Origin of the sequence: Bacillus carboniphilus, from assembly GCF_039522365.1 — a bacterium.
Lineage (GTDB): Bacteria > Bacillota > Bacilli > Bacillales > JC228 > Bacillus_BF > Bacillus_BF carboniphilus.
In genome coordinates, this window is record NZ_BAAADJ010000006.1 from 21,185 (window position 1) to 37,200 (window position 16,016).

Below are 16,016 nucleotides of genomic sequence, written 5' to 3' on the forward strand. Positions count from 1 at the left end.
ACTAAACGTTTAATTCACCAGTTTTTTCGAATTCTCCACCCATCTTTTCATGCTCATAGATTTTGGCATCTACCAAAAACCTATACCAATATGCTTGAAGGAAGTTATATATAAAACCTTCTTTCCCATCCAAAAACCCTAATTTAAATACATATCTATAGATAAAATACAACAAATTTCTTAACCCCATAGGCAATTTATAATAAATCTTGAATTTAATAATACGTTTTATCTTTGCCTTCCTATCTAAATCCCCCTTTTCATCCGACTCGTATCTACTTTCAAAGTAATCTTTAACTTCTCTTGATGCGTACCAATTATGCTTAGCTATCCAATATGTTAAATTTTTAAAATCATAATGCAAAGAATCATTTTTAAGTTCAATTGCCCTACCCTTTGAAAGTACAATATGTTCATCCATATTTCTATCCTCTATATCACCGATCCCATGCTTAAAAACTAATAATTTTCTAAAAGGGTATACACCTCCATATTTCAAGTATCTACCCATAAACTGCACTTTAAATCTTAAAATTAAACCATTCACATCATCATCTGTATGCAATTTTGTTAAGGTTTCAATCTCCTCTGCAGATTCTTTGGTTAATCTTTCATCAGCATCAATTCTTAATACCCACTTTGTATTAATAGCTGTATTATAAAGACCATATTTAAACTGTTTAGAATAGTTAATAAATCTATTTTGGTAAACGTCTGCACCCAGTTCTTTAGCTATTTCCACAGTTCTATCATTACTAAAACTATCAATCACAATTATTCTTTTAGTGATAGCTTTAATTGAATTAATACATTCTTTAATATTTAATTCTTCATTTTTTGTTAAAATAATTGCAGTTAAGTCAGCCATTGTTCAACCCCTGAATTTTTTTGAAATCTCAATTAACTTAAGATTAGAGTCGTTGGATTTCGTAATTATTTGTATTCAAATTATTGAAAATCATATTTACTATAAATCTAGTTTTGATAAACAATTTACTCACTTTAATATTTTACATATTAATTATTCAAATCAAATTATATTTTGGACCAAACAACCCTATTTACATAATCTGTATATGACAAAATAATCCTTAGAACCTTATCAGAAACATTTGTCATACTGTAGTCAGCAACAGTTCTTAATGTAGTTTTTTCTTGGGTTTCTAATACTTCTAACCCTTGTAATATTCTATCAGCGTTTAAACCAACCATCATTACAGCAGCCTCTTCCATCGCCTCGGGTCTTTCATGAGCTTGTCTGATATTAAGCGCTCTAAACCCAAGAATAGATGATTCTTCACTTATTGTTCCACTATCACTAAGAACCGCTTTCGCTTTCGTTTGGAGCTTCACATAATCATTAAACCCTAAAGGTTTCATAGTTTTCACTAATGGGTTAAATTCAATCCCTTTAGATTCGATCATTTTTCTAGTTCTAGGATGAGTACTCACAATGACAGGCATATTATATTTTTCAGCAATTACATTTAAACTATCAACTAAATCTGAGAAATTGACTTCGGAATTTATATTTTCCTCTCTGTGAGCAGATACTATAAAGTAGTTTCCTTCTTCTAAACGTAATCTTTCTAATACATCTGATCTCTCTATATCGTCTTTTCTGGAATTTAGAACTTCAAACATAGGACTTCCCGTTTTAATAATTCTATCTGAAGGAAATCCTTCTCTAAGTAGATATTCTCTTGCAATATCAGAATAGGTTAAATTAATATCTGCTGTGTGGTCAACAATTTTCCTATTGGTTTCTTCTGGTACCCTCTGATCAAAGCATCTATTGCCTGCTTCCATATGAAAAATTGGAATGTGTCTCCTCTTTGCAGCAATTGCACATAAACAGCTATTAGTATCTCCAAGTACTAAAAACGCATCTGGTTTTACTTCTTCCATGATAGGATCTATTTTAACTAGAATATTACCAATGGTTTCTACGGCAGTTCCGGTAGCAGCATTAAGGAAATAGTCAGGTTTTTTTAAATTAAAATCCTTAAAAAACACTTCGTTTAATTCATAATCGTAATTTTGACCCGTATGAACCAGTGTATGTTCAATTGCATTTGATTCTTCTAATTTATTAATAACAGCAGACAGCCTTATAATCTCGGGTCTAGTACCCACGACTGTCATGACTTTTAATTGCTTCATTTATTATACCTCCATGAAATAAGTGTCTGGATTTTCAGGATCAAAACATTCATTGGCCCACATTACAGTTACTAGGTCACTTTCCCCTACATTTACTATTGAATGTATATAGCCGGTTGGAATATCAACTACTTGTGCTTTTTCTCCACTTACCCTATATTCAATAACTTCATCAGAATCTACTTTTCTAAAGCGAATTAAACCTTCTCCACTTACAACTAAAAATTTTTCATTTTTAGTATGGTGCCAATGGTTTCCTTTCGTAACCCCAGGTTTTGATACATTGACAGACACTTGTCCTCTATCAGGTGTCCTCATAAATTCAGTAAACGAGCCTCTGTGATCACAATTCATTTTAAGATCATATGAAAATTGATCCTCTGGTAAAAAGCTTAAATAGGTACTATAGAGCTTCTTAGTTAGTGCATCTTCCATATTGGGAATATATAAATTTGTTCTACTTTCTTTGAAACGCTTTATAAGGTCAGCCAAATCTCCAAGTTTAATAGTATGAGTCTTAGGTACAATACAGAATTCATTTTCCATAGTAGGGTTTCCCTCTAGAGCTCTTAAAAACTCGTCTAATACATCATTTATATAACAAAGATTTAGCTCTACATCGGGGTTATTTATCCGAATATCTAATCCTCTAGCGATATTGTAACAAAATGTGGCCACCACAGTATTATAGTTAGGTTTACTCCACTTACCAAACAAGTTTGGTAATCGATATACGTAAACTTTAACATCATTTTCTTTATAATATTTAAATAGTAAATCCTCTCCAGCCTTCTTACTTCTTCCATAAGGATTATCGTTTTCTGCTTGGATCGTAGAAGCAAGAAGAACAGGCGCTGTATTGTTATGTTTATTTAATAATTCTAGTAGTTGCGAAGTTAAACCAAAATTACCATCCATAAATTCTTTTTCTTCTTTTGGCCTATTTACTCCAGCTAAATGAAAGACAAAATCACATTCTTTTGTATATTTCTCAAGTAATGAATGATCAGTTTCCTTAGTAAATTCAAGTATATCGTTATATCCCTTATTCTTAAGCTCAGCGATAAGGTTTTTCCCTACAAAACCATTTGCGCCTGTAACAAGAATTTGCATGAGTAAATACCACCTTTAGTTCAATACATAAGCTTTTTTATTCCATTCCTTAAGCTCATTTTGCACGTAATCTAATTCTAGTAACTTTTCTTTAATTTGTTCAATACTAAGAATTTGTGTATTATCTGAATTATATTCCACTACAGAAGTAAGCTTTTGATCCCCCTCTGCAAAATACTTATCATAGTTAAGATCTCTTTGATCAGCAGGAACTCTATAAAAACCAGGCAAATCTTCTGCCTTTATATATTCCTCTTTAGTAAGTAGTGTTTCATAACGTTTTTCTCCATGGCGAGTTCCAATAATTTTTATTTCATTATCCGCATTAAATAATTCTTTTACAGCTTGAGCAAGGTCGCCAATAGTGCTAGCTGGAGATTTTTGAACCATGATATCTCCTGCTTCAGCGTTTTGGAATGCAAATACTACTAACTCGACTGCTTCTTCTAAACTCATAAGAAATCTTGTCATATTAGGATCCGTTACTGTTAAAGGCTGACCACTTTTAATTTGTTCAATAAATAATGGTATAACCGATCCACGTGAGGCCATGACATTACCATATCTAGTTCCACAAATTAGTGTTCTATCTGGATCAACCGTTTTCGATTTAGCAACAAATACTTTTTCCATCATTGCTTTTGAAATACCCATTGCATTAATTGGATATGCAGCTTTATCTGTTGAAAGGCAAATTGCCTTTTTCACCCCATATTCAATAGCAGCTGTTAATACATTATCAGTTCCCATAATATTAGTTTTTACTGCTTCTAAAGGAAAGAACTCACAAGACGGAACCTGTTTTAGTGCGGCCGCATGGAAAATATAATCAACTCCGTGCATTGCATTCTTAACGCTTGCTAAATCTCTTACATCCCCAAGATAAAACTTGAGTTTGTCATTTTTATAAATTTTCCTCATGTCATCTTGTTTTTTCTCATCTCGCGAAAAAATTCTAATTTCTTTAATATCTGTATCTAAAAATCTTTTCATCACAGCATTCCCAAAGGATCCTGTTCCACCAGTAATTAATAAAGTTTTGTCTTTAAACATTTTTTATCCCTCCAAATTAGTTAAGGTGTCTTCTAACACCGATATAAATCTATCTTTACTGTAGTTTTTAATGTAATAATTATATGAGTTTTCAGCCATTTTCTCTTTCTCATTATTATCACAGAACTGTATTAGTAACTTCGCCAATTCGCTATAATCTTCAGCAGCGCAACATAATCCACAATTAGCATCCCTAATCACTCGACTCGTCTCGCCATTTATTGCTCCAATTATAGGTTTACCAGCTGCCATATATGATTGCACTTTTCCAGGTAGTGTGTATGATATAGCCTTATTATTCTTCAATGTAATTAACATTGCATCTGCTAACCCATAGTAATACGGCATTTCACTTACGGGTTTTCTACCATAATAGATGATGTTGTCTAACTCCATTTGTTTGCTTAGCAATTTACATTCTTCTAATTTGGATCCATCTCCAACTATATGAAATGTAATATTAGTGTGCTCGCGTAATTCATTTGCGGCTTTAACTATTGTTTCCACGCTTTGCATATCACCAATATTTCCAGCAAAAACAAAATTAAATTTATCATTCTTAGGAACTTCAATGCTTTCAGTAAACAAGTCCTCTGCATATTGCGGTAGATGATGTATTTCCTTTTTATACACCCCAAGAGTACTCCTAAAATATTCTTTAAACATACTAGAAGTTACTGCTATGGAATCTGCATAGTTATAAATCCATTTAGAAAGCTTCATAAAAAACTTGTAAATCATTGAACTTTCTTTGATACCTCCAGCAGCTAGACTATCAGGCCATAGGTCTAGGCAGTAGAGCAAAACCTTTTTCTTATGCCTTCTCTTATAAACAATAGCTGGGATCCCCATCATTACGGGGGAAAGTTGATTGACTAATACTACATCAAACTTTTCATTCATAAAAAATGCCTTTACCGATCCTGATACTGCAAAGCTAAGATAGTTTAGGAAAAGCTTTAATTTACTATTTCCACGACCTATCTCAAAACTTCGTATTACCTTTACACCGTTTAACACTTCATTCCTTTTTCTACCATACCGGTAACCATCAAGTACTTGCCCCTCTGGATAATTCGGAAGTCCTGTAAGCACTGTTACATCATGCCCTTTTTCTACTAATGTTTCACATATATCTGAAATACGAAAAGGTTCCGGATAGTAATATTGGCAGACAACTAAGATTTTCATTTAAGAATAAGCCTCCAATTTCTATTGAACCTTTTTTAAATACTCTTCAATTTCGATTTTTAATCCCTCAGACAGCGACATAGGTTGATAATCAAAATCTTCTGTAGCACTTTTATGAGAAAAGCTTCTATCTTCTCCCATCCGCTGAACCCTCTCAATATAGTCAACCTTTCCAAGCGTACAAACTTTTAGGAATTTAGCCATAAAAACACCTAACGCTAAAGGGACACTAATAAAGGTCGTCTTCTTACCTAGAATTTGACTTATCAACCTAAATAATTCTTTCATTGAAATAGGACTTTCACCAGATAAAATATAATCGCCGCTCATTATATTAGATTTCCTTAATACCTGATAATATGCTTTTCCTAAATCTCGTCCATTAACAGGCTGTAGCAAATTCCTACCTTGGTCAATGATAGGAAATAACCTTAATCTATCTACCATTTTTATAAAAACAATCATATTACTGTCATTGATATATCCATAGATCATAGTAGGCCTTAAATATATTAGCCCTATCGTTGAATTGCTTTCCTTAATTATCTTATCTATGTTTTTCTCGATACCCTTATATTCTTCTGATGCACTCTTATACCTTGAATAAATGCCGGTTGTATGAACAAGTATAGCTCTCTTGACATCATTCTTAACAGCTGCCCTCATTAAAGTAACAGAATAAAAGATAGACGCTATATGCACAACTGTGTTAACTCCGCTCATAACTTCATTCATAAACTCTTGATTCTCTAAATCTCCAACTATCTTTTCTATATTTAGTCCCGAATTATCTATCAACGATGTATCAGAATTTGCTCTAACAATACATCGAATTGGACCATCGTATTTATTTCTTATAAGCTCTTGCAAGAAATACTTGCCACTATGTCCTGTAATTCCTGTAACTAATAACATTATTTTTCCACCTCTACTTGTTTACTTTCCTGAAGAGCTTGTCATCTTAGTACTTGCAACTTCCTTCTTTGCTCCAGTTCCACCTTCAACTACACCATCACTCTTAACAACACTTACGATGGTGCCAAAGAAGCACTTAATATCCATCAAAAGGCTAATCTTCTCAACATACTCCCCATCCAACTTAGCCTTAATTTCGATAGGAAGTTCATCCCTACCATTAATCTGTGCCCAACCTGTCAACCCAGGTGGTACATCATTAGCGCCATATTTATCTCGTTCAGCGATCAGATCATATTGATTCCAAAGTGCTGGCCTAGGCCCGATTATACTCATCTGCCCAACAAAAATATTCCAAATTTGCGGTAGCTCATCAAGTGAGGTCTTTCTCAGAAATTTACCCATCTTTGTGATATACTGTTCTGGATTACTTAATAAGTGAGTTGGAGTGTCCTTAGGCGTATCTATTTTCATAGTGCGGAACTTTAAGATATTGAAATGTGTCTTGTTGATACCAATACGCTTTTGCTTAAACAGTACCGGGCCTTTTGACTCTAGCTTAATAGCAATAATTAGAATTAAAAAAATAGGTGATAGTACTATAAGTCCAATTAAAGAAAGAATGATATCTATCAATCTTTTAACCTTCATATACATCCAGCTACACTCCTTAAAATTTGTTCTTTAGTAGATTAGGACTTAATTAGAGGCTCTTTTCCTCTAACCAACTACTAAACCACTAAAATTGTTATCTACTACCGATAGCCACCTCGTTACCTCTATGCAACACATTTACGCAAAATTGCACCCTCAGGTGATTATGCTAAATAGATGAAATCAATATATTGTGTTCGTTTTATACTTTTTCACGAAATTTAATACTACATATTGTGTTTTATCTACATCCAATACACACCTCGTTACCTCTATGCAACACATTTACGCAAAATTGCACCCTCAGGTGATTATGCTAAATAGATGAAATCAATATATTGTGTTCGTTTTATACTTTTTCACAAAATTTAATACTACATATTGTGTTTTATCTACATCCGATACACACCTCGTAATATCTATTCAATCTACCTAACAAATACGAAATAGATATTCACCACAAAATCATTCTTAACCGAGTTTCTTCCTATTATATATACCATTCAATCAATCTATAAATCTCACTAAAAACACCTCAAACCCTTATCCCGCAAGGTTTCTAGCACTCAATCTAACTACGATACTCAGTTCCCCGCCACCATTCAATCCTCCCCAACTAAAAAAAGCCGGAAGAGCCCCTCTTCTTTATAAATAAGGAACTCCTCCACCTCCATCATCTCCATCCGAATCGCTATCATCCCCCAGAGGATGAGTGCTACATTCAATAACACCATTCGAATAACTTATCTCTCCATCCAGCGGACAAATAGTATCTCCATATTTCTGCAAATATAGAAAAAACATACTGGATGTTGACTCTTCAATATTCTCTAGGAATAAATGTCTCTCATACCATCTTTCAAGTTCAATTCGATTAGCGTGACAAACATCTTCTTTTGTATTTTCAATAATCCCACCAACTGATACAACCGCAATCGCAGCAATAATCCCCAATATCACCACACCAGCCAAAAGCTCTACCAAGGTTACCCCTTTATTATTAAAATACTTCATCCTACATATCCCGCTAGTTTATATTTACTCATACTCCCATCCTTCTCAAAGAGAGGCTTCAAATTTACAAACTCTCCCCTTAAGCCTTGACCTTCCCTTTATCTAATACCTCTTCCAAGTACTCAAGAAGACTTCCCTTCAAATCTTCTCTCTCCAAAGCAAACTCAACCTGAGCCTTTATAAACCCAAACTTATCCCCAACATCATGCCGAACGCCATCGAAATTATAAGCCACAACCATCTGCTTCTCATTCAAACTCTTAATCGCATCCGTCAACTGAATCTCTCCACCTGCACCTGGTGTCTGCTTCTCCAAAATCTCAAAAATCTCCGGTCTTAAAATATATCGACCCATAATCGCATAATTAGAAGGAGCATCCTCTCGCTTCGGCTTCTCAACCAAATCATCAATATGATAACTATTCCGATCAATCTCCCCATTCCTCATCGAAATAACCCCATACTTCGAAACATCCTCATCCGAAACCTGCTGAACCCCAATCACAGAAGAATTATATCTTTCATAAACATCAATCAGCTGCTTCAAACAAGGCTTCTCAGGAGAATGGACAATATCATCCCCCAACAACACCGCAAACGGCTCATCTCCAATAAAACGACTCGCACAAGCAATCGCATGTCCTAACCCAAGAGGCTCTTTCTGACGTATATAATGAATATTAGCCAAGTTAGAAATCCCTTGAACCTCTTCTAACTGCTCAATCTTCCCCTTCTTCACCAACGTCTCTTCCAACTCATAACTCTTATCAAAATGATCCTCAATCGCTCTCTTTCCACGACCCGTCACAATAATAATATCCTCAATCCCAGAAGCCACCGCTTCCTCCACTATATATTGAATTGTCGGCTTATCCACAATCGGCAACATTTCCTTCGGTTGTGCTTTAGTTGCAGGAAGGAACCTCGTACCTAATCCCGCTGCAGGTATAATAGCTTTTCTAACTTTTTTCATCATAATCACCCCAGATCATTTTTCTATATATCGAATCGGAGATTCGACTCTCTAATTTTTTGTTCAGCAAGAACAGGTTACCGAATCGCAAGATTCGCCCGTTCTCTCCCTTTATCTATGTATTCATCAAAAAAGAGAAAAACAGAATCGCAAGATTCTGCCTCCCCCAACTAAATCATCTCTCTAACCTAACTCCCAACGACCTTCATCTTCTTCCCAACAGCCTTCTTATTAGCAAGCGAAAGAACAACCTCTTTCAACTTTCCATCTACCGTAACTTCATACGTCTCTATCAAACCACGAACCTTCTCAAACTCACTCTCCACAGCCTTCCCAATAAAAATCTTCGGAAACACCGGAACAGGATGAACCTCATTCTCATTCAACAATTCTTCAAACATCTTCTCCCCAGGACGAATCCCAGAAAACCGAATCCCAATCTCTTCTATCGAATAACCCGAAAGGGTGATAAGGTTCCTCGCCAAATCCACAATCTTCACCGGCTCACCCATATCCAACACAAAAATCTCTCCACCACGCGCCAATGCACCCGCTTGCATCACAAGTCGCGAGGCTTCCGGTATAGTCATAAAATACCTCGTCATCTCAGGATGGGTAACCGTAACTGGCCCCCCAGCCTGAATCTGCCTCTTAAATAATGGAATAACACTCCCACGACTTCCCAACACATTCCCAAACCGAACAGCCACAAACTTCGTCTTACTAGTTTTGGCAAGCTCCTGAACAACCATTTCAGCAATCCTCTTAGTTGATCCCATAACATTCGTTGGGTTCACTGCTTTATCAGAAGAAATAAGCACGAAAGTGCTTACCCCAAATGTGTCACTCGCCTCCGCCACATTCTTAGTCCCAATCACATTATTCTTCACAGCCTCTTTCGGATTAAACTCCATCAAAGGTACATGCTTATGCGCCGCAGCATGATACACCATATTCGGCTTATGTACTTCCATCACTTCAAAAATCCGAGCTCTGTCCTGCACATCCGCAATCACCGGAATAATCCCAAACTTATCCTTATACTTATTCCGAAGCTCCATATCAATCGAATAAATCGAATTCTCCCCATGCCCTAGTAACAACAGCTTCTTAGGCTTAAACTTACTTACCTGTCTACAAATCTCAGACCCTATCGATCCGCCCGCTCCAGTAACAAGTATCGTTTTACCTGTAATACTATTTGAGATACTTTCTAAATCTAGTTCAACAGGCTCCCGACCAAGCAAATCCTCTACCTGTACATCTCTAAACTGATTCACCGAAATTTTTCCTGTCACAATATCTTCAAACATCGGCATAATTTGTGTTTTCACTTTGGTAGATGAACATTCTAGAAAAATCCGGTTTAATTCCTTTTTACTTAATGACGGAATCGCGATAATAATATGTTCGATATTGTATTTCTCAACTACTTCTTTGATTTGATTCGTCTTTCCCGCAACCGATAGACCTAAGTATTCTAATCGTTGCTTTTTCTTGTCATCATCAATGAAAGCAACTGGCTTTAACTCTGCCTCTTGATTATGTAGTAATTGTCTAGCCACCATCATACCACCAGAACCTGCACCGATAATTAAGGTCCTCTTTTTATCTGCAGCTTTATTCACTACTCGGTCTCGAAACATTCGCCATGCAAAGCGTGATCCACCGATAAGTAATACATGAAGCATCCATGTAATTGCCAAAGCTCTTATGTAAATATCAAAATCAATAATCATCTGTATAAGTGCTGCTGTCATAATTGAAAAAGAAACCGCTTTGACAATGGCTAATAATTCTGGAATACTTGCATACTCCCAGGCTTTCTTATAAAGTCTATATACGCCTGCATAGATATGATGAGATAGTAATAGAACGACCGAACTGATAATGAGCGTTGGTGTTTTAAAGACGCTTAGCTGAGGATGTAATAGAAAGTAACTAGCGTAGATAGCTGTTAGGACAATAAATGAATCTAGCGCAATTAAAAATGATAGTCGTTTCTGAAAGGTCATACAGTATTCCCCCTTCCCTTTTGTTTTTTTGAAAATAAATACCCAACCCAAACGCACAACTAGTTTATGCGCTTCAGTTAGGCATTTAGACCTATAAGAAAATTATAGTTGGGCATCGAACCCACCCTCACACCATACCATCGACGACGAGCGTCTAAGGCGAAGATCTTTGCCCACGGTATGGCCGAGTGTCTCCTTTGATAGTGGCTGGGAGGCATCACCAAATGATCTAGATGTAATAGTCCGCCTTTTTAGGGCGGAATCGATTCGTTCTTTGGTTAATTCCGTTACACATATCGGAATATTCCGATATTTAGTAACAGATTAAAAGATACCTAGGAACTTCTTTTTCTTAATTCTTTCAGGAATTTCCTTATAAACGGCTTTCCCCTCTACTAGTAGCTCTGCATTTTCTCTGAATAGATACACCATTTCTCGTCCAAATTCTTGACGAATAACATCATAGGCTTCTTCCATTAGGAATGTACGGTTATGTGTGTTGTGCGCATCACTTGCTATAAAATGCGTTAGGTTTGCATCAATACAGTCAAGAGAGAACTTTTTAATCTTTTTTCCGAAGTGCCCGGTTACACTTGCTGCAGTCACTTGTGTAAGGGCTCCTTTTTTCACGAATTGGTACAAAAGCTCGGGATGTTCTGCTATGGCTTGGTTTCTTTCTGGGTGTACAATGACTGGCGTGAGCCCTTCCATCTGAATGTCATAGAGCATTTTTTCCGTAAATCTCGGAACCGTTCCAGATGGAAGTTCAACAAATAGATATTTTCCCCCATCGACCATCGTAAGGATTTCTTCCGCTTTCAGGTCAGTGAGGATATCGCCGTTAATCCGGACTTCCTGGCCAGAAAGTATTTGCAATGGGATATTTTCTTGAACAAGGACATCATTTAGAGCTTGTACGTTTTGTAAGATTGTTTGTTTACTATTTTCATAGCTTCCATTCTTATGGTGGGGTGTTGCAATGATCGTCTGTATTCCTTCTGCAACCGCTTTTTTTGCCATTTCGATACTTTCGGTCATAGAAGTGGGTCCATCGTCTACGTTCGGTAATATATGACAGTGAATATCAATCATTTCTAATTCCCCCAGTTTTCCCCAAAATATAAGTCTATTTTACCATGTCGAATAGGAGTTAGAAAGAGGGTTCTTTTGTCGAAATAGGTCTATTTTCCCCCATAGTAATAATAGTAGCTACCCTTCTTTTCCTTCTTATTGTTTAAAACAACGCCTAATAGCTTTCCTTTTGCATTCAAAAGTAGTTCCTTCGACTTACTAGCGGCGTCAATTTCAGTCTTTCCACTATTTACGACAAGAATTGACCCGTTACATTGGTTAGCTAAAATTTGTGCATCGGTTACTGCTAATACAGGGGGCGTGTCAAATAGAACTAAGTCAAATTGCTTGAACAACTCTGCAAGTAAATCTTCCATTGCTGCCGATCCTAGTAGCTCTGCAGGGTTTGGTGGAATGGGACCACTTGTTAGTAATGATAGATTCTCTACTAGAGATTCATGAATGACTTCTTCTACCTTTGCTTGCCTTGTTAATACGTTCGTTAGGCCAAATGTGTTACTTAGTCTAAATGTATAGTGAACCGTTGGCTTTCTCATATCAGCATCGACTAGGAGGACTTTTTTTCCTTGTTGCGCGAATACCACTGCAAGGTTTGCTACAGTCGTTGATTTCCCTTCTGATGGCCCTGAAGAAGTCACCATCAGTGAACGAATCGTGTGATCAACAGATGAGAATTGAATGTTGGTTCTCATGGTTCTGTATTGTTCTGCAATGGGAGATTTCGGATTCATGTGTGCAATTAAACTTCTATTTTGTGTAACTGTCTTTCTCCTTTTATTAAGCGCCAAGAGACTCACCTCGTTGATCATGTAGTTTTCTGGATTCTCTCATCCCTAGTTGGTCAAAGTCTTCCTCGCTTATGGTTGTGATGATTCCAAGTACAGGTAGACCCAATTTCTTTTCGATATCTTGTTCGTTTTTAATAGAGTTATCTAGGAATTCTAGTAAGAATGCTAGACCGACACCTGCCATGAGGCCAACTACCACTGCAATCGCTATATTTAGTGCTGGGCGTGGTTTTACTGGTCCGTTAGCTGGTACTGCTTGGGACAAAATAGAAACGTTATCGACATTTAGTAGTTCAATGACTTCTCTTTGGAAGACTTCAGCAGTTTTATTTGCGATTTCTGATGCTCGTACTGCGTCTGGATCTTCTACAGTAAGATTTACAACGGTTGAGTTTTGCTCACTGTTTACTTGGATTTTACTGGTTAGTTGTTGTGTAGTTATTTCAAGGTCCATTTCTTCTCTAACTAAATCTAAAATAGCTGGACTTTTAATAATCACTCGATATGTATTGATCAACTGCAAGTTTGCTTGAATATCACTGTTCGTATAATATGGCTGATCTGTTTTTTCTTGATTCACCAGGAGTTGAGTGGAGGATTGATAAATCGGTGTTAGTATAAAGTAACTTACAATGGCACTAATAACAGCAGCTGCCATTGTAATAGATATAATTAAAAGGAAACGTTTTTTGATTGTTTCGAATAATTCTCGTAGACTAATAGTTTCTTCCAATGTTGACACTCTCTTTCTCCGTTAGCAAACTTTGCTAGCACCGGTATAATTCTCTAATTCAAGATATTTTTAATTATAAGTCCTTAGACCCAATTCCGCTACCCTTTTTTCCAGTTAATCGATGGATTGTCGAAACTTTTGTTATTTTGGAATAATTTAGTTACTAGATAGCGGAATTAGTCGATATTACACACCTAAATGTTTTTTAATAATGTCTTGTAGTCTAGCTCTTTCTTCATCTGATACAACATAGTAATAGATATTGTCCATTCGTTGACCTTTTCCATCGACTTGATAGTGGTCAATTTGTTTAACAGCACTGCTATAGTGGGACTGGAATGTGACCATTTCGTCAAAGGTTAAGTTTGTTTTTACATTGTTTCCTAGAGCAGTAAAGATGTCTTCGTATTTCCAAAGGGATTGCAGGCTTGCACCTTTTCGAATCACCGCTTCTATGATTTGGCGTTGACGTTGCTGGCGCCCTAAGTCTCCACGCGGATCCTCATAGCGCATTCTGGAGTAGGCAAGGGCTTCTTTTCCTGTGAGCTCAATTTGACCTTCTTGGAATGTGAACCCTCCACTGTTGAAAGCGAATTGGTTTTTCACTTTTACTCCCCCAACAGCATCTACAATTTCCTGAAAGCCTTCCATATTTATTTCAATATAGTAATCGATTGGAATATCCAGAAAATCTTCTACGGTTGCAACGGACATTGGCACTCCACCAAAGGCATATGCATGGTTAATTTTATCCTCGAAATCCTTTCCGATAATGGGAACTCTAGTGTCTCGAGGGATACTGATCATCTTAATAGAGTCCTCGTTTGGATTTACTGTGAGGACAACCATGGTGTCAGAACGTCCCTTATCGTTTTCTCTTTTATCGACTCCTAGCAATAAAACAGAAAAGGGATCTTTCTTTTCTAACGATAGCTTCTCCACCCTTTTTGCCGGTACATCCCTTTCAATTGGCTGATGCATAACACTGACTGTGTCCTGTAACGAATTATAAACATTGTATGCATACATACATAAAACACTTAAAATCACAACCAATACCGAAGCTATTGAAAGGAAAATTTTCTTCCTTTTCGACATAATTCTGCACATCCCTTATTGATATAGATTTTACCTTACAAGTTATAAATTGGAATATCAAGAGAAGAAAGTATTTATTTGGGCATGTATCCATATGGTGCCAAATTCCTATTATAGAAGAAATGGGGGTGGGTCTCAATGATTATGGGTGGGGATTTTGGGGTGTATTTCCATTTTATGGAGTGTGTCATTTTACCAATTTTTTCGACATTTACATTTTCATTTGTTCCGTAGGGAACTCGAACAGGCTTTGGTCGCTGTTGTTGTATTGAGGTTGGAGTGGTGAGGAGTGTTTCTGAGTTCTTTTTATTGGATTTTTGAGGGTAATAGATGGAGAAAGGGAATGGAAGATGCATTGGACAGAATCCAGTACTGATTCTCTAGAAGCGCGTTCTGTATTAGAATCAATTGAAGAAGATTACCTTGATGGTAGTATTTCTTCATGTGAGTTAACTGAGTCGGTTAATTATGGAATGCTTCATGTACGTTGAGTTTGGTAAGGATGAATTAGATAGATAGTGGATTAGTTTGAAGAGGTTTTTTTGGGGGATAGTTCAAGCTCAGAGGTTAACTCTGAGCTTGATTTGTGTGGTTGTAGAAAGTGACTGATGGCCTTCTTCTATAAGTCTTAATTGTTTTGAGTCTTTTTGTTGAGTGAGGCGGGACACTGAAACCTGTCCCTGGTGTCCCGTGTCAGTCCGTGAGCCAAGTTGGTTTTCTTTTGAAGCCGATGTGATAGGTAGTGGATTGTTGGATGACTTGGTGCTCGCCGATTCGGATGACTTGGAAGTCTTTTTCTTGGCCGATGATGATTCCTTTTGGGTGCTCGGATAGGCAGCGGTTTAAGAGTTGGATTTGTTTTTCGATTTCGGTGTCGTCTTTTGGATTAGATGGGTTTGTGTTGCCGATTGTTATTCTTTTTATAAAAGTGATATCGGTTAGATCGTTCATGTTTGTTCCCTCCCTCTCCTACTTTATTCGCGGTTGGAGGATGGTAGTCCTACTTTGTTTAGTACTTTTTTACTTTGAAGGGGTGAAAGTGGTTCGAATGGGGTGATTTTGGTGTGGTTGATTTAGGACTATTTGATCGGTACTGGTAATTAGTTACCAGTTGGCGATGTGGACGAGTTGTGTCATTTTTACCAATTTTTACAATATTTACATTATTCTGTTGATTTCGTATTTGCGTAATTATATAGTGGTGACATCCCAAA

16 protein-coding genes are annotated in these 16,016 nt (G+C 36.6%); 1 reads left to right on the plus strand and 15 read right to left on the minus strand.

What is annotated here, in order from left to right; translation table 11 throughout:
- Window position 1: 1 nt before the first annotated feature.
- The 14 genes from ABDZ91_RS03645 to ABDZ91_RS03710 form a co-directional block, all read right to left on the minus strand.
- On the minus strand, window positions 2-868 hold the full coding sequence (locus tag ABDZ91_RS03645; RefSeq protein WP_343796461.1) for a glycosyltransferase family 2 protein: 867 nt from the start codon (window positions 866-868) through the stop codon (window positions 2-4).
- A gap of 167 nt (window positions 869-1,035) precedes the next feature.
- Window positions 1,036-2,163, minus strand: coding sequence for a non-hydrolyzing UDP-N-acetylglucosamine 2-epimerase (gene wecB / locus ABDZ91_RS03650; RefSeq protein ID WP_343796462.1), 1,128 nt, complete (start codon window positions 2,161-2,163; stop codon window positions 1,036-1,038).
- A 3-nt stretch (window positions 2,164-2,166) separates the two neighbouring features.
- Window positions 2,167-3,276, minus strand: a complete 1,110-nt coding sequence (locus ABDZ91_RS03655) for a capsular polysaccharide biosynthesis protein CapF (protein ID WP_343796463.1) — start codon at window positions 3,274-3,276, stop codon at window positions 2,167-2,169.
- Window positions 3,277-3,291: 15 nt separating this feature from the next.
- Window positions 3,292-4,329 (minus strand): polysaccharide biosynthesis protein, encoded by a 1,038-nt coding sequence (locus ABDZ91_RS03660; protein WP_343796465.1) that lies wholly within the window; start codon window positions 4,327-4,329, stop codon window positions 3,292-3,294.
- Between the two features lie 3 nt (window positions 4,330-4,332).
- Complete coding sequence (locus tag ABDZ91_RS03665) at window positions 4,333-5,520, minus strand: glycosyltransferase family 4 protein (protein ID WP_343796467.1); 1,188 nt, start codon at window positions 5,518-5,520, stop codon at window positions 4,333-4,335.
- A 21-nt stretch (window positions 5,521-5,541) separates the two neighbouring features.
- Window positions 5,542-6,435: an NAD-dependent epimerase/dehydratase family protein gene (locus ABDZ91_RS03670; protein ID WP_343796469.1), complete on the minus strand. Its 894-nt coding sequence runs from the start codon at window positions 6,433-6,435 to the stop codon at window positions 5,542-5,544.
- Window positions 6,436-6,456: 21 nt separating this feature from the next.
- Window positions 6,457-7,092, minus strand: a complete 636-nt coding sequence (locus ABDZ91_RS03675) for a sugar transferase (protein ID WP_343796471.1) — start codon at window positions 7,090-7,092, stop codon at window positions 6,457-6,459.
- A gap of 642 nt (window positions 7,093-7,734) precedes the next feature.
- The gene (locus ABDZ91_RS03680; RefSeq protein WP_343796473.1) at window positions 7,735-8,103 is read right to left on the minus strand and encodes a type IV pilin protein; all 369 of its coding nucleotides are present in this window, start codon (window positions 8,101-8,103) and stop codon (window positions 7,735-7,737) included.
- A 79-nt stretch (window positions 8,104-8,182) separates the two neighbouring features.
- Window positions 8,183-9,076 (minus strand): UTP--glucose-1-phosphate uridylyltransferase GalU, encoded by an 894-nt coding sequence (gene galU / locus ABDZ91_RS03685; RefSeq protein ID WP_343796683.1) that lies wholly within the window; start codon window positions 9,074-9,076, stop codon window positions 8,183-8,185.
- Between the two features lie 188 nt (window positions 9,077-9,264).
- A complete protein-coding gene (locus ABDZ91_RS03690; RefSeq protein ID WP_343796475.1) occupies window positions 9,265-11,091 on the minus strand; it encodes a polysaccharide biosynthesis protein in 1,827 nt (608 codons plus the stop codon).
- A gap of 324 nt (window positions 11,092-11,415) precedes the next feature.
- Window positions 11,416-12,183 carry a tyrosine-protein phosphatase gene (locus ABDZ91_RS03695; protein WP_343796477.1) on the minus strand — a complete coding sequence of 256 codons (768 nt, stop codon included), beginning with the start codon at window positions 12,181-12,183 and terminating at the stop codon, window positions 11,416-11,418.
- 89 nt (window positions 12,184-12,272) lie between these two features.
- Window positions 12,273-12,971, minus strand: a complete 699-nt coding sequence (locus ABDZ91_RS03700) for a CpsD/CapB family tyrosine-protein kinase (RefSeq protein WP_343796478.1) — start codon at window positions 12,969-12,971, stop codon at window positions 12,273-12,275.
- Window positions 12,961-13,704: a YveK family protein gene (locus ABDZ91_RS03705; RefSeq protein WP_343796685.1), complete on the minus strand. Its 744-nt coding sequence runs from the start codon at window positions 13,702-13,704 to the stop codon at window positions 12,961-12,963. Before ABDZ91_RS03705 ends, ABDZ91_RS03700 begins: the two co-directional genes overlap by 11 nt.
- A 186-nt stretch (window positions 13,705-13,890) precedes the next feature.
- Window positions 13,891-14,802, minus strand: a complete 912-nt coding sequence (locus ABDZ91_RS03710) for an LCP family glycopolymer transferase (RefSeq protein ID WP_343796479.1) — start codon at window positions 14,800-14,802, stop codon at window positions 13,891-13,893.
- A 350-nt stretch (window positions 14,803-15,152) separates the two neighbouring features.
- Here ABDZ91_RS03710 and ABDZ91_RS03715 point away from each other — a divergent pair, with 350 nt between their 5' ends.
- On the plus strand, window positions 15,153-15,293 hold the full coding sequence (locus ABDZ91_RS03715; RefSeq protein ID WP_343796481.1) for a hypothetical protein: 141 nt from the start codon (window positions 15,153-15,155) through the stop codon (window positions 15,291-15,293).
- Window positions 15,294-15,495: 202 nt separating this feature from the next.
- Here the strand turns inward: ABDZ91_RS03715 and ABDZ91_RS03720 are convergent, their stop codons facing one another.
- Entirely contained in the window at window positions 15,496-15,753 is a 258-nt protein-coding gene (locus tag ABDZ91_RS03720) for a hypothetical protein (RefSeq protein WP_343796483.1), read from the minus strand.
- Window positions 15,754-16,016 lie beyond the last annotated feature (263 nt).

Coding starts and splice junctions, on each gene's coding strand:
- ABDZ91_RS03645 (WP_343796461.1), bottom strand. CDS start 868: ATGGCTGACTTAACTGCAATTATTTTAACAAAAAATGAAGAATTAAAT.
- wecB (WP_343796462.1), bottom strand. CDS start 2,163: ATGAAGCAATTAAAAGTCATGACAGTCGTGGGTACTAGACCCGAGATT.
- ABDZ91_RS03655 (WP_343796463.1), bottom strand. CDS start 3,276: ATGCAAATTCTTGTTACAGGCGCAAATGGTTTTGTAGGGAAAAACCTT.
- ABDZ91_RS03660 (WP_343796465.1), bottom strand. CDS start 4,329: ATGTTTAAAGACAAAACTTTATTAATTACTGGTGGAACAGGATCCTTT.
- ABDZ91_RS03665 (WP_343796467.1), bottom strand. CDS start 5,520: ATGAAAATCTTAGTTGTCTGCCAATATTACTATCCGGAACCTTTTCGT.
- ABDZ91_RS03670 (WP_343796469.1), bottom strand. CDS start 6,435: ATGTTATTAGTTACAGGAATTACAGGACATAGTGGCAAGTATTTCTTG.
- ABDZ91_RS03675 (WP_343796471.1), bottom strand. CDS start 7,092: ATGTATATGAAGGTTAAAAGATTGATAGATATCATTCTTTCTTTAATT.
- ABDZ91_RS03680 (WP_343796473.1), bottom strand. CDS start 8,103: ATGAAGTATTTTAATAATAAAGGGGTAACCTTGGTAGAGCTTTTGGCT.
- galU (WP_343796683.1), bottom strand. CDS start 9,076: ATGAAAAAAGTTAGAAAAGCTATTATACCTGCAGCGGGATTAGGTACG.
- ABDZ91_RS03690 (WP_343796475.1), bottom strand. CDS start 11,091: ATGACCTTTCAGAAACGACTATCATTTTTAATTGCGCTAGATTCATTT.
- ABDZ91_RS03695 (WP_343796477.1), bottom strand. CDS start 12,183: ATGATTGATATTCACTGTCATATATTACCGAACGTAGACGATGGACCC.
- ABDZ91_RS03710 (WP_343796479.1), bottom strand. CDS start 14,802: ATGTCGAAAAGGAAGAAAATTTTCCTTTCAATAGCTTCGGTATTGGTT.
- ABDZ91_RS03715 (WP_343796481.1), top strand. CDS start 15,153: ATGCATTGGACAGAATCCAGTACTGATTCTCTAGAAGCGCGTTCTGTA.
- ABDZ91_RS03720 (WP_343796483.1), bottom strand. CDS start 15,753: ATGAACGATCTAACCGATATCACTTTTATAAAAAGAATAACAATCGGC.